Below are 13,468 nucleotides of genomic sequence, written 5' to 3'. Positions count from 1 at the left end.
ATCGGCCCGACGGCCCCACGAACGGCCGCCGAGCCCGTAGCAAGAAACGGAGTTTCCTCAATGACGCGCAGCACGCGCAGATCGCGCACGGTCGCTCTCACGGCCTCAGCCGTGATGATCGCCCTGGGGGCCACCGCATGCGGAGGGTCCTCCGGCAGCAGCGCCGGCGGCGCCCCCGGCAAGGGCGGCACGCTGACCATCCTCGACAAGGCGGACTTCGACCACCTCGACCCCCAGCGCGTCTACACGACCGAGGGTCAGAGCATGGACCAGGAGATCGTCCGCACCCTGACCGGCTGGGACGAGACGGGATCGGCCCCCAAGCTGGTCGGCGACCTCGCCACCGACACCGGAACGCCGTCCAAGGGCGCCACCGTCTGGACCTTCCACCTCCGGCACGGCGTCAAATACCAGGACGGCACCGAGGTCACCGCACCCGACGTCAAGTACGGCGTCGAGCGGTTCTTCTCCTCCGACATCAACGGCGGCCCGCCCTACGCGGCCCAGTGGCTCGTCGGCGGCTCCGACTACAAGGGCCCCTACAAGGGCAAGGAACTGGGCTCCATCCAGACGCCGGACAAGTACACCATCGTCTTCCATCTGAACCAGCCGGTGGCGGACTTCAACGAGACCACCACGATGCCCGGCTGGTCGGCCGTGCCCAAGTCCCATGACACCGGCTCGACCTACGACACCCATGTATGGTCCGACGGCCCGTACATGATCAAGTCGTACACCAAGAACAAGGAACTGGTCCTCGCCAGGAACACCCACTGGTCGCAGGCGACCGACCCGATCCGGCAGCAGAACGTCGACGGCATGAACGTCCGGTTCGGCCAGGACGAGTCGGCCATCGACCAGCAGATCAAGGCCGACGCGGGCACCGCCCAGACGTCGATCCAGCAGTGGCCGATCGCGGGCTCGGACCTGGCCCAGCTGGCCAACGACCCCTCGCTGAAGAGCCGTTACTACAAGATCCCCGCCCCCGGTATCAACTACCTGGCCATCAACACCACCCGCGTCAAGAACCTGAAGGTCCGTCAGGCGATCGAGTACGCCATCGACAAGACCACGGTCCGCGGCGCCTTCGGCGGCTCCGCCTACGGCGACTACGCCACCACCATGCTGAGCCCCGGCATCGGCGGCTACAAGAAGTTCAACCTGTACAGCGCCAACCCGGCGGGCAACCTGGCCAAGGCCAAGGAGCTGATGAAGCAGGCGGGCAACCCGAAGCCGACCATGTCGATCGCGGTGGAGAACACCCCCACCGAGGAGCACTTCGCCGATGCGGTGAAGACCGCGCTGGAGCGCATCGGCATCACGGTGAACATCACTCCGATCGACGCGGCGAGCTACTTCAGCACCATCAACAACACCAAGAACCAGTACGACCTGACCTGGGGCGACTGGATCGCCGACTGGCCGAACGCCTCCACCGTGCTGCCCACCCTCTTCGACGGCCGGCTGATCAAGAAGAACCCGCAGGCCAACCAGGACCTGTCCTACCTGAACGACCCGAAGGTCAACGCGCTGATCGACAAGGCCGCCAAGACGGCCGACGTCAAGCAGCGCAACGCCACCTACGGCCAGATGGACCAGCAGATCCTGAAGGACGCCGCCGTGGTCCCGCTGATGTACATGAACTTCAGCGAGATGTCCGGCTCCAAGGTCGGCGGGGTCATCCCCGACTCGATCGTGGCCGAGCCGAGCCTGGTCCACGTCTACGTCAAGCACTGACGCCTTTCCTCTAGACCCCGCCGGCGGTCCCGGCCGCCGGCGGGCATCCCACTCACGTCAGGTCCCGGCACCCCATGTTTCGTTACCTCATCAGACGCCTGCTGGCAGCGGCCCTGATCATGCTGGTGATCACCACGATCACCTTCTTCATCTTCTTCGCGCTGCCGTCCGACCCCGCACTCCTGGCCTGCGGAAAGACCTGCTCGCCCTCGCGCCTCGCGGAGATCAAGCACTCGCTGGGCCTGGACCAGAGCTACCTGACCCAGTACTGGGAGTTCCTCAAGGGACTGTTCGCCGGCCGTGACTTCGGCGACCAGAGCGTGCGCATCCACTGCGGCGCGCCCTGTCTCGGCGTCTCCTTCCAGACCGACACCCCCGTCCTGACCACCCTGCTGTCGGACTTCCCGGCGGATCTCTCCCTCGGTCTCGGCGCCGCGGTGGCCTTCCTGGTCCTGGGCGTCGGCCTCGGCACCGTCGCGGCGGTGCGCCGGGGCAGGGCCGCCGACAAGGCGGCGGTGGGACTCGCCCTGTTCGGCGTGTCGGTGCAGATCTACTTCATCGGCCTGCTCCTGCTGTACCTCTTCGTCGACAAGTTCCAGATCCTGCCGACCTCCGGCTACACCTCGATCACCGAGGACCCGGCCGGCTGGTTCAAGGGCCTGATCCTGCCGTGGACCACCCTCGTCATCGTCTACCTCGCGATGTACACCCGGCTCACCCGCTCCTCCATGCTGGAGGTCTTCGCCGAGGACTACATGCGCACCGCCCGCGCCAAGGGCCTGCCGGCCGCCACCGTCGTCCTCAAGCACGGCCTGCGGGCCGCCATCACCCCCATCATCACCATCTTCGGCATGGATGTCGGCTCCCTGATCGGCGGCTCCGCGGTCATCACCGAGTCGGTGTTCGGCATCAACGGCATCGGCAAACTCGCGGTCGACTCCGTGCAGAACTCCGACCTGCCGGTCATCCTCGGCACCACGCTCTTCGCCGCGACGTTCGTCGTCCTCGCCAACGTCGTCGTCGACCTCGTGTACGGCCTCGTCGACCCGCGCGTACGCCTCGCCTGAGCCCTTCTTCGTCCTTAGGAACACCGTGTCCGTTCAGACCTCACCGCAGCCCGCGGACGTCGCACCCGCGACCGCACCCTTCCTCGACGTACGCGACCTGAAGGTGCACTTCCCGACCGAGGACGGCCTCGTCAAGTCCGTCGACGGCGTCTCCTTCACCCTGGAGAAGGGCAGGACCCTCGGCATCGTCGGAGAGTCCGGCTCCGGCAAGTCGGTGACCTCACTGGCCCTGCTCGGACTGCACAAGGGCACCCGCGCCCAGGTCAGCGGCGAGATCTGGCTGGAGGGCAGGGAACTCGTCGCCCTGCCCGAGGCCCGGATGCGCGCCCTGCGCGGACGCACGGTCTCCATGATCTTCCAGGACCCGCTGTCCGCGCTGCACCCCTTCTTCACCGTCGGCTCGCAGATCGCCGAGGCATACCGGGTGCACCACAAGGTCTCCAAGAAGGAGGCCAGGGACCGCGCGGTGGAGATGCTGAAGCGGGTCGGCATCCCGCAGCCCGAGCGCCGGGTCAGGGACTACCCGCACCAGTTCTCCGGCGGCATGCGCCAGCGCGCCATGATCGCCATGTCGCTGGTGTGCGACCCGGAGCTGCTGATCGCCGACGAGCCCACCACCGCCCTCGACGTCACCGTCCAGGCGCAGATCCTGGACCTGATCCGCGACCTCCAGGAGGAGTTCGGCTCCGCCGTCGTCATCATCACGCACGACCTCGGCGTGGTCGCCGACGTCGCCGACGACATCCTGGTGATGTACGGCGGCCGACGCATCGAGTACGGCACCACCCGCGACGTCCTCAAGGACCCCCAGCACCCGTACACCTGGGGCCTGTTGCAGTCGATGCCGCACCTCAGCGGCGACGTCGGCGAACGGCTCAACCCGATCCCCGGCAGCCCGCCGAGCCTGATCAACCTGCCGGACGGCTGCGCCTTCCATCCCCGCTGCGCCTACAAGGGCTGGGTGTCTCAGGGCCGTTGCACGGCGGAGCGGCCCGAACTGCGACTCGTCTCCGGCAGCGAACGGCACCTCGCCGCGTGCCATCTCAGCGACGACGCCAAGCAGGAGATCCGCGTCGGGGACGGTCCGGACGACCGGGGCGCCGCAGCCGCACGGGCCGCGCAGTGACGGCGGCGGACGAAAGGGAACATGCCGTGAGCACCACCGAGCCCCGCACCGGGCAGAGCACCGACCGCCCCGCCGCCGAGAACACCGGCGAGAACCTGCTGGAGGTGCGCGGCCTGCAGAAGCACTTCCCCATCCGGCAGGGCATCATCTTCCAGCGGCAGATCGGGGCCGTCCGGGCCGTCGACGGCATCGACTTCTCGGTCGGTCCCGGTGAGTCGCTGGGCCTGGTCGGCGAGTCCGGCTGCGGCAAGTCGACCACGGGCCGGCTGATCACCCGGCTGCTCGAACCCACCGGCGGTTCCGTCGTGTTCGACGGCGAGGACATCACGCACCGGTCGCCCGGGCAGATGCAGGAGGCCCGGCGCAACCTTCAGATGATCTTCCAGGACCCGTACTCGTCGCTGAACCCCCGGCACACCGTCGGCACCATCATCGAGACGCCGATGCGGCTCAACGGCATCAACCCGCCCCAGGGGCACAAGAAGCGCGCCCAGGAGCTCCTGGAGACGGTGGGTCTCAACCCCGAGCACTACAACCGCTATCCGAACGAGTTCTCCGGCGGCCAGCGCCAGCGCATCGGCATCGCCCGCGCCCTCGCCCTGCGGCCGAAGCTGATCGTGGCCGACGAGCCGGTGTCGGCGCTGGACGTCTCCATCCAGGCGCAGGTCGTCAACCTGCTCCAGGACCTCCAGCGGGAGTTCGGCATCGCCTTCGTCTTCATCGCCCACGACCTGGCCGTGGTACGGCACTTCTCCGAGCGGGTCGCCGTGATGTACCTCGGCAAGATCGTGGAGGTCGCCGAGCGGGAGTCGCTCTACACCCGGCCACGGCACCCCTACACGCACGCGCTGCTGTCCGCCGTACCCGAGGCCGACCCGGACGCCGTGGAGCGGCGCGAACGCATCCGGCTGGCCGGGGACGTGCCGTCCCCGATCGACCCGCCCTCCGGCTGCCGCTTCCGCACCCGCTGCTGGAAGGCACAGGACAAGTGCGCCCTCGAGGAGCCGCAACTGGTGCGCGTCGAGGGCAGTCCGGCCGGTCATCTGACCGCCTGCCACTTTCCCGAGGAGCCGTCCGTCACCGCCCGTGAGGTGGACATCGTCCTGGACCCGGCCCTCGGTTAGACGCCTCGCGCTCCGTCGCCGTACGGCGTGGCGGGCCCGGCCTTTCGCCGAGCCCGCCACGCCGGCTCCTCATCGGAGCAGGACTCGTGTCACGCCGTCAGCGCCGCAGGGTCAGCAGACCCGGACGGTAGGGCCAGTGGCCGTACTCGCCGCCGGAGTTGGGGTTGCGTCCCTGGTAGAGGAACTGCAGGTTGCAGGGATCGACGGTGAAGGTCTGGTCGGCGCTGGTGCGGATCAGTTCGCCATGGCTGATGTCGTTGGTCCAGGTGGCGCCGCTGTTGGCCTTGCCGGCGAAGGGGTTGGTCTCGGTCGCGGCCTGGGGTGTCCATGAGCCGTTCAGACTGGTGGCCGTGAACGAGCGGAAGTAGCGGCCCTGCGCGCCCCTCGCCTCGACGATCATGAGGTAGCGGTTCTGGCCCTGCAGCTTGTAGACCTGCGGGGCTTCGAACAGGTTGTCCGCCGTATCGCTCATGATCGTTGTGTAGGTCGAGCCGAAACTGCCCGGGAAGTTCCCGATCGGCATCACGGCCCGGTAGATCTTGCCGTTGTCACCGGCGAAGAACAGGTACATGTTCTGGCCGTCAGCGATGAGCGTCTGGTCGATGGGGCCGGTGCCGGAGCCGGTGATGCTTCCGGAGAAGAGCACCTTCTGTGCCGACCAGCCGTTGGGGTTGGTGGGATCGCTCGACGTGCGGTAGGAGAACGCGCTTCCACCGCCCCACTGGTAGGCGAGCACCCAGATGTTCTTCGGCGCGAAGTAGAAGAGCGTGGGCGCGACGGTGGAAGCCGACATCGCGTTCTGGCCGGCCGAGGCCATCTCCGGCCAGTTGGTGAACAGGCCGAAGTTCATCGAACCCCAGCCCGCTCCCGTTCCCGCGGCGCCGTGCGTCGTCGCATAGACGAGATGCCTGCCGTTGTAGGGGGCGACGGTGAAGTCCTTGAGCGAGGCCCACCCGGCCTTGGGCTGCGCCAGCGCGCCCGTGGACGTCCAGCGGTAGGTCGACGGGAGATTGCACGAGCCAGGGGGGTTGTCGCCGCCGACCTTGACGAGCTGCCACTGCTGGTTGGTGCCGCCCCAGTCGTCGTACTGGACGATGTTGCCGTTGTCGGCGGTGGAGGCGCCCTGCACTTCGAGGGCCTTGTTGCTGTGGCGCGAGATGAACCTCACGTAGCCGTCCGAGCTGTCGGCCAGCCGCCACTGCTGGTTGGTGGCGTTCAGGTCGGTCCACTGGACGATCGAGCCGCCGTTCGCGGTGGACCAGTTGTGGACGTCCAGCACCTTGCCCGAGTGGCGGGACTTGATGCGGTAGTAGCCGCCCCCGGAATCGACGAACTGCCACTGCTGCTGGTTCTGATCGTTCCTGGTCCACTGGGTGATGCGGGCGCCGTCGTCGGTCGCCATGTTGTAGACGTCCAGGGCCTTGCCGCTGTTGCGGTTGACCAGCACATACGAGGCGTTGGGGTCTACGGTCGCCGCGCGGGCGGGCTGGGCGCCGAGGAAGGTGGCCACGAGCAGCAAAGGCGCGAGGACGGCGAGTAGGCGTCTTGGACGGACGGGGGACGTCTGGCGAAACCACATCAGAGGGCACTCCTTCGGGGGCGGGGGTGAGCCCGGTGAAACCGCAGAGCGGACGGCCAGGAGGCAGGGAAAGCTCGAAACATTTCGAGGAATTCCCGGAAGGTTCGAGGCCACAAGCTAGGAATGCAGGGCCTGCTGGTCAAGGCCTGTCGCCGATCTGGCCACAAACAGTGCCTCGCTCTCCGTCTCCTCCAGCTGTCGCGTCGGCGGGAATCCCTGGAGTGGGGGGATGCGGCGGCCCGTCCGGCTCGCCGGGTGCCGGAAAGTTTCGGGCGAGGATCCGAAACTTCTTGTGCGGAGAGTATTGACGATGCATCGTCAATCCCTCAATCATCCGTGTCTGAGCGCCGGTCGTAGTTCGAGATATCGAACTACCCCCCGCTTGAGCAATCTGTGTTGCACGGCAGATCCACGCACAGCCGCACGACAGAGCGCACCCAAAGCACCTGCGCCACCCGTCACGCGCCGCGCCCCATGACCGCGCTGCCCGGTGATTCCGTGCTGCCCGGTTTCGGCCCACCCCGTCCGTCTGCCGAGTGGGAACGGACGACGCATCGCCGTGCGCTTCAGTCCTTCCGTCATTTCTACTTTGGAGGCACAGTCATGGGCTCGCATGCCCTTCCCGGACCGGCCGTTCGCCGGAAGATCCGCAGCCTGCTGTTGGTGCTGGCAGGCGTCCTCGGTGCGGTCGCCGCACTGGTCGCGCCGCCGACCGCACACGCCGCCGAGAACACGCTCGGCGCCGCGGCGGCGCAGAGCGGCCGCTACTTCGGCACCGCCATCGCCTCGGGCAGACTGGGCGACTCGGCGTACACGACGATCGCGGGCCGTGAGTTCAACTCGGTGACCGCCGAGAACGAGATGAAGATCGACGCCACCGAACCGCAGCGGGGCCAGTTCAACTTCACCGCCGCCGACCGCGTCTACAACTGGGCGGTGCAGAACGGCAAGCAGGTGCGCGGCCACACCCTGGCCTGGCACTCCCAGCAGCCCGGCTGGATGCAGAGCCTCAGCGGCAGCTCGCTGCGCCAGGCGATGAACGACCACATCAGGGGCGTGATGGCCCACTACAAAGGCAAGATCGCCCAGTGGGACGTGGTGAACGAGGCCTTCGCCGACGGCAGTTCGGGAGCCCGGCGCGACTCCAACCTGCAGCGCACCGGCAACGACTGGATCGAGGTCGCCTTCCGCACCGCACGCGCCGCCGACCCGGCCGCCAAGCTCTGCTACAACGACTACAACGTCGAGAACTGGACCTGGGCCAAGACCCAGGCCATGTACGCCATGGTCCGGGACTTCAAGCAGCGCGGCGTGCCGATCGACTGCGTCGGCTTCCAGTCGCACTTCAACAGCGGCAGCCCCTACAACAGCAACTTCCGCACCACCCTGCAGAACTTCGCCGCCCTCGGCGTCGACGTGGCCATCACCGAACTCGACATCCAGGGCGCCTCGGCCACGACCTACGCCAACGTGACCAACGACTGCCTGGCCGTCCCGCGCTGCCTCGGCATCACCGTCTGGGGAGTGCGCGACACCGACTCCTGGCGACCGGGGGACACGCCGCTGCTGTTCAACGGCAACGGCAGCAAGAAGCCCGCCTACACCGCCGTCCTCAACGCACTCAACGGCGGCTCGACCACACCCCCTGCGGAGGGCGGACCGATCAAGGGCGCCGGTTCCGGCCGCTGCCTGGACGTGCCGGGCACCAGTACCACCGACGGCACCCAGCTCCACCTGTGGGACTGCCACAACGGCACCAACCAGCAGTGGACGTACACCGCCGCCGGCGAGCTCAGGGTCTACGGCAACAAGTGCCTGGACGCGGCCGGCACCGGCAACGGCGCCAAAGTCCAGATCTACGGCTGCTGGGGCGGCGACAACCAGAAATGGCGCCTCAACTCCGACGGATCCATCGTCGGCGTCCAGTCCGGTCTCTGCCTCGACGCCGTCGCGAGCGGCACCGCCAACGGCACCCTGATCCAGCTCTACTCCTGCTCGAACGGCGGCAACCAGCGCTGGACCCGCGCCTGATGGGACCTGTCACGGATGAGAGGGAGAATCGATGAAGACCCACGGTGCGGCTTCGCCCGCCCCTCCACGCAGGCATCGCTGGTGGTCCCGGGTCGCCGCCGTGGTGGCGGCGACCCTTGCGATCGGCATGCTCGCCGCGGTGAATCCGGCGCCCGCCGAGGCGGCGACGGTGGACACCAACGCCTGGTACGTCCTGGTCAACCGCAACAGCGGCAAGGCGCTGGACGTCTCCGGCACGTCCACCGCCGACGGCGCGCGGATCAACCAGTGGACGCGCAGCGACGGAGCCAACCAGCAGTGGCAGTTCGTGGACTCCGGCGGCGGCTTCTACCGTCTCAAGGCCCGGCACTCGGGCAAGGTTCTCGACGTGGCCGGTTCCTCGACCTCGGACGGCGCCGCCATCCAGCAGTGGGCCGACCACAACGGGGCCAACCAGCAGTTCCGCCTGGCCGACTCCGAAGCGGGCCACGTCCGGCTGATCAACCGCACCAGCGGCAAGGCGGTGGAGGTGCAGGGCGCCTCCACCGCCGACGGCGGCAACGTCGTCCAGTACAGCGACTGGGGCGGCGCCAACCAGCAGTGGCAGATGGTCAAGCTGTCGTCCGGCGGCGGGGGAGGTGGCGGCGGCGGATGCGGCAGCGCCCCGACCCTGGCGAGCGGTACGCACACGATCCAGAGCGGCGGCAAGAGCCGCAGCTTCATCCTCAGGGTCCCCGCCAACTACGACAGCAGCCGGGCCTACCGGCTGATCTTCGCGTTCCACTGGCGGGGCGGAACCGCCGGCGACGTCGCCTCGGGCGGCTCGAGCGGCAACGCCTGGTCCTACTACGGCCAACAGGAACAGTCGAACAACAGTGCGATCCTCGTCGCCCCCCAGGGCCTCGGCAACGGCTGGGCCAATTCGGGCGGTGAGGACATCATCTTCGTCGACGACATGATCCGGCGCATCGAGGGCGGCCTCTGCGTCAACCCGGCACAGCGCTTCGCCACGGGATTCAGCTGGGGCGGCGGTATGAGCTACGCACTCGCCTGCAGCCGGGCGAACGTCTTCAGGGCCGTCGCGGTCATCTCCGGCGCTCAGATCAGCGGGTGCAGCGGTGGCGGCCAGCCCATCGCCTACTTCGGAATCCACGGCATCAGTGACAACGTCCTCACCATCGGGCAAGGGCGGTCCCTGCGCGACCGGTTCGTCAACAATAACGGCTGCAACCCCCAGAGCCCGCGCGAGCCCGCGCAGGGCAGCCGAACGCACATCACCACCGCCTACTCGGGCTGCCGTGCCGGATACCCGGTCCAGTGGGCCGCGTTCGACGGAGGCCACATACCCGGCCCGGTCGACGGCTCCGGCGGCGAGAGCGGCGTCACCACCTGGACCAAAGCAGAGATCTGGAGGTTCTTCGCACAGTTCCAGTGACATGCGCACCATGGGGTGGAGCCAGGACGACCCTGGCTCCACCCCGTCGACGTCTGCCTCGCCGGCCTCCCGGCCACAGCCAGTCGATCACCGGTCCGGCGGGGGCGAGGGCCTTCCGTCGCGGGCGAGGCGGTCAGCTCGCCGCGTAGTTCCGCAGGAACAGCGCCTCCGCCACCGACAGCCGCTCCAGCTCGTCGGGTGACACGCTCTCGTTCACCGCGTGGATCTGCGCCTCCGGCTCGCTCAGCCCGATGAGCAGGATCTCCGCGCGCGGGTAGAGGGCGGCCAGCGTGTTGCACAGCGGGATGGAGCCGCCCTGCCCCGCGTACTGCATCTCCTGGCCCGGGTAGGCGATCGCCATCGCCGCCGCCATGGCCTGGTACGCCGGGCTGCCGGTGTCGGCGCGGAACGCCTGGCCCTCACCGATCTGCTCGGTGCTCACCCGCGCACCCCACGGCGTGTGTGTCTCCAGATGCGCCTGGAGCAGCTTGGTCGCCTCGCCCGCGTCCACCCCCGGCGGCACCCGCAGACTGACCAGGGCCCGGGCACTCGCCTGCACGGACGGGGTCGCCCCGACGACCGGCGGGCAGTCGATGCCGATGACCGTGACGGCCGGGCGCGCCCAGATCCGGTCGGCGACCGTACCGGACCCGATCAGCTCCACACCGTCGAGCACCTTGGCGTCCTGCCGGAACTGCTCCTCTCCGTACTCCAGCCCTTCCCAGGCAGCACCCCCGGAGAGCCCCTCGACGGTCGTCGAACCGTCCTCGGCGCGCAGCGAGTCCAGGACGCGGATCAGCGCGGCGAGCGCGTCGGGCGCGGCGCCGCCGAACTGGCCCGAGTGGAGGTTGCCCGCGAGCGTGTCGATCCGCACCCGGACGAGGGTCATACCGCGCAGGGTGGAGGTCACGGTCGGCAGACCGGCGCGGAAGTTGCCCGCGTCGCCGATGACGATCGTGTCCGCCGCGAGCAGCTCGGGGTGGGCCTCGGCATACCGCTCCAGACCGCCCGTGCCCATCTCCTCGGAGCCCTCGGCGATCACCTTGACGCCGACGGGGATCCCGCCGTTCGCCTTCAGCGCGCGCAGCGCCAGCAGGTGCATGATCAGACCGCCCTTGCAGTCGGCGGCCCCGCGCCCGTACCAGCGTCCGTCCCGCTCGGTCAGCTCGAACGGCGGCGTCGTCCAGGCGGCCTCGTCCAGCGGCGGCTGCACGTCGTAGTGGGCGTAGAGCAGGACGGTCTTCGCGCCGGCCGGTCCGGGCAGGTAGCCGTAGACCGACTGCGTGCCGTCGGGGGTGTCGAGCAGGGCCACGTCCTGGAAGCCCTCGGCGGTGAGCGCGTCCGCGACCCAGCGTGCCGCGCCCTCGCTCTCGCTCTTCGGGAACTGGTCGAAGTCCGCCACCGACCGGAAGGCCACCAGTTCGGTGAGCTCCTCCTTCGCCCTGGGCATCAGCGAGGCGACGGTCTCGGCGACCGGATTCGACGACATGGGCACGCTCCTCGTGGGTGCGACGTTGTACGGATGCGTACGTCTCGGTACGCGGCGATCGTGTGATGTGGGCGTGGCCCGGTGTAAGGGACACCCACGTCGCCGATCCTCCCACAGCGGCCTGCGGTGACCGCCGCCGTAGGATGCGGGAGACAGCGGCAGGCGGCTTGATCGGGAGCAGTAGACCATCGTGAGCAGCGAGAACTCTTCGGCGGACGACGTGCGGCAGGTGTGGGACGTCGTCGTGGTGGGCGCGGGACCCGCGGGCGCTTCGGCCGCCTATGCGGCGGCGGTGGCCGGCAGACGCGTGCTGTTGCTGGAGAAGGCCGAACTGCCGCGGTACAAGACGTGCGGCGGCGGCATCATCGGCCCCTCGCGCGACGCCCTGCCGCCCGGCTTCGAGCTGCCGCTCAGGGACCGGGTGTACGCGGTGACGTTCTCCAACAACGGCCGGTTCACGCGCACGCGCCGCTCGAAGCAGATGCTGTTCGGGCTGATCAACCGGCCCGAGTTCGACCAGCAGTTGGTCGAGCACGCGCAGAAGGCGGGTGCCGAGCTGCGGACGGGCGTCACGGTCCAGCGGGTCGAGCAGCACGGCTCGACGGTGCCGGACCGGCGCACGGTCGCCGTGGTCCTGCAGGGCGGCGAGGTCGTGCTCGCGCGGGCCGTCGTCGGGGCGGACGGCAGTGCCAGTCGCATAGGGGCGCATGTCGGGGTCAAGCTCGCCCAGGTGGATCTCGGCCTGGAGGCGGAGATCCCGGTGCCGGAGACCGTCGCCGAGGACTGGAAGGGCCGGGTGCTCATCGACTGGGGCCCCATGCCCGGCAGTTACGGCTGGGTCTTCCCCAAGGGCGACACCCTGACGGTCGGGGTGATCTCGGCCCGTGGTGAAGGCGCGGCGACCAAGCGGTATTTGGAGGAGTTCATCGGGCGGCTCGGCCTCGCCGGCTTCGAACCGAGCATCTCCTCGGGGCACCTGACCCGCTGCCGGGCCGACGACTCGCCGCTCTCGCGCGGGCGGGTGCTGGTGTGCGGTGACGCCGCGGGGCTGCTGGAGCCGTGGACCCGTGAGGGCATCTCCTTCGCGCTGCGCTCCGGCCGGCTCGCGGGGGAGTGGGCGGTGCGGATCGCCGAGGCGCACGACGCTGTGGACACGCGTCGGCAGGCTCTCAACTACGCGTTCGCCGTCAAGGCCGGGCTCGGGGTGGAGATGAGTGTCGGCAAGCGGCTGCTGACGGTGTTCGAGCGGCGTCCCGGCCTGTTCCACGGGGCGCTGACGGGCTTGCGCCCGGCGTGGAGGGCGTTCAAGGGGATCACGCAGGGCTCGACGTCGCTGGGCGAGATCGTCCGCACGTATCCGGTGGCCCAGCGTGCCCTGGCCGCGCTGGACCGCCGTCCCGCCGCGGGCGGCGAGGTCAGTTCGTCGGAGTGATCTCGAAGACCGGGTGGTCGGGGGCGATGCGGCGCAGTTCGGCGTCGGGGGAGTCGGGGCCGACTCCGTTGAAGAAGACCCCGACCTCCGCCTTCCAGCGCTTGAGGTAGGCGCGCAGGACCGGGGTCTTGTCGTCGTCGCCCACCTCGGCCGCGGTGAAGGCGTCCACGCGCTTGCCGAGGTGCAGTTCGCCGCCGCCCGCGGCGCGCATGTTGTGCGTCCACTGCACATGGCCGCGGGGCGCGACCAGGTACTGCTTGCCGTCCAGGGTCAGCAGGTTCACCGGGGTGGTGCGCCACTGGCCGCTCTTGCGGCCGCGGACGGCGAGGACGCGGGAGCCCCAGACGCTGATACCGCGGCGGGTCATCCAGGCCACGATGCGGTTGAAGACGTTGACGGTGAACCAGCCGGGCTTCTGGACGTGCGTGGACATGGGGCCCCCTCGGGTGGCGGCGAAGCGGTGCTCTCT

The 13,468-nt window shown here is 69.1% G+C and carries 10 protein-coding genes; 7 read left to right on the top strand and 3 right to left on the bottom strand.

Going from position 1 to position 13,468, the window contains the following annotated elements:
- Positions 1-60 precede the first annotated feature (60 nt).
- From RFN52_RS04345 to RFN52_RS04330, 4 genes are all read left to right on the top strand, one after another.
- The gene (locus RFN52_RS04345) at positions 61-1,737 is read left to right on the top strand and encodes an ABC transporter substrate-binding protein (RefSeq protein ID WP_184842552.1); all 1,677 of its coding nucleotides are present in this window, start codon (positions 61-63) and stop codon (positions 1,735-1,737) included.
- 74 nt (positions 1,738-1,811) lie between these two features.
- Positions 1,812-2,804 carry an ABC transporter permease gene (locus RFN52_RS04340; RefSeq protein ID WP_184842549.1) on the top strand — a complete coding sequence of 331 codons (993 nt, stop codon included), beginning with the start codon at positions 1,812-1,814 and terminating at the stop codon, positions 2,802-2,804.
- Between the two features lie 25 nt (positions 2,805-2,829).
- The gene (locus tag RFN52_RS04335) at positions 2,830-3,930 is read left to right on the top strand and encodes an ABC transporter ATP-binding protein (protein ID WP_184842546.1); all 1,101 of its coding nucleotides are present in this window, start codon (positions 2,830-2,832) and stop codon (positions 3,928-3,930) included.
- A 26-nt stretch (positions 3,931-3,956) separates the two neighbouring features.
- On the top strand, positions 3,957-5,054 hold the full coding sequence (locus RFN52_RS04330) for an ABC transporter ATP-binding protein (protein WP_184842544.1): 1,098 nt from the start codon (positions 3,957-3,959) through the stop codon (positions 5,052-5,054).
- A 97-nt stretch (positions 5,055-5,151) separates the two neighbouring features.
- On the opposite strand, the gene RFN52_RS04325 is transcribed toward RFN52_RS04330, so the two are convergent.
- A complete protein-coding gene (locus tag RFN52_RS04325; RefSeq protein WP_184842541.1) occupies positions 5,152-6,633 on the bottom strand; it encodes a non-reducing end alpha-L-arabinofuranosidase family hydrolase in 1,482 nt (493 codons plus the stop codon).
- A gap of 603 nt (positions 6,634-7,236) precedes the next feature.
- Here RFN52_RS04325 and RFN52_RS04320 point away from each other — a divergent pair.
- Entirely contained in the window at positions 7,237-8,664 is a 1,428-nt protein-coding gene (locus RFN52_RS04320) for an endo-1,4-beta-xylanase (RefSeq protein ID WP_184842538.1), read from the top strand.
- 31 nt (positions 8,665-8,695) lie between these two features.
- Entirely contained in the window at positions 8,696-10,078 is a 1,383-nt protein-coding gene (locus RFN52_RS04315; RefSeq protein WP_374050149.1) for an RICIN domain-containing protein, read from the top strand.
- A 133-nt stretch (positions 10,079-10,211) separates the two neighbouring features.
- Here RFN52_RS04315 and RFN52_RS04310 read toward each other — a convergent pair whose 3' ends face one another.
- Entirely contained in the window at positions 10,212-11,567 is a 1,356-nt protein-coding gene (locus tag RFN52_RS04310) for a dipeptidase (RefSeq protein WP_184842535.1), read from the bottom strand.
- 190 nt (positions 11,568-11,757) lie between these two features.
- Here RFN52_RS04310 and RFN52_RS04305 point away from each other — a divergent pair, with 190 nt between their 5' ends.
- On the top strand, positions 11,758-12,999 hold the full coding sequence (locus RFN52_RS04305; protein ID WP_184842533.1) for a geranylgeranyl reductase family protein: 1,242 nt from the start codon (positions 11,758-11,760) through the stop codon (positions 12,997-12,999).
- Here RFN52_RS04305 and RFN52_RS04300 read toward each other — a convergent pair.
- On the bottom strand, positions 12,983-13,432 hold the full coding sequence (locus RFN52_RS04300; protein ID WP_184842530.1) for a nitroreductase family deazaflavin-dependent oxidoreductase: 450 nt from the start codon (positions 13,430-13,432) through the stop codon (positions 12,983-12,985). The genes RFN52_RS04305 and RFN52_RS04300 overlap by 17 nt on opposite strands.
- Between the last annotated feature and the right edge of the window lie 36 nt (positions 13,433-13,468).

This window comes from Streptomyces collinus, from assembly GCF_031348265.1.
In the GTDB taxonomy this organism is placed as follows: domain Bacteria; phylum Actinomycetota; class Actinomycetes; order Streptomycetales; family Streptomycetaceae; genus Streptomyces; species Streptomyces collinus.
The sequence above is the reverse complement of the archived record's forward strand: the minus strand, read 5'-3'. Positions and strand labels throughout refer to the sequence as shown.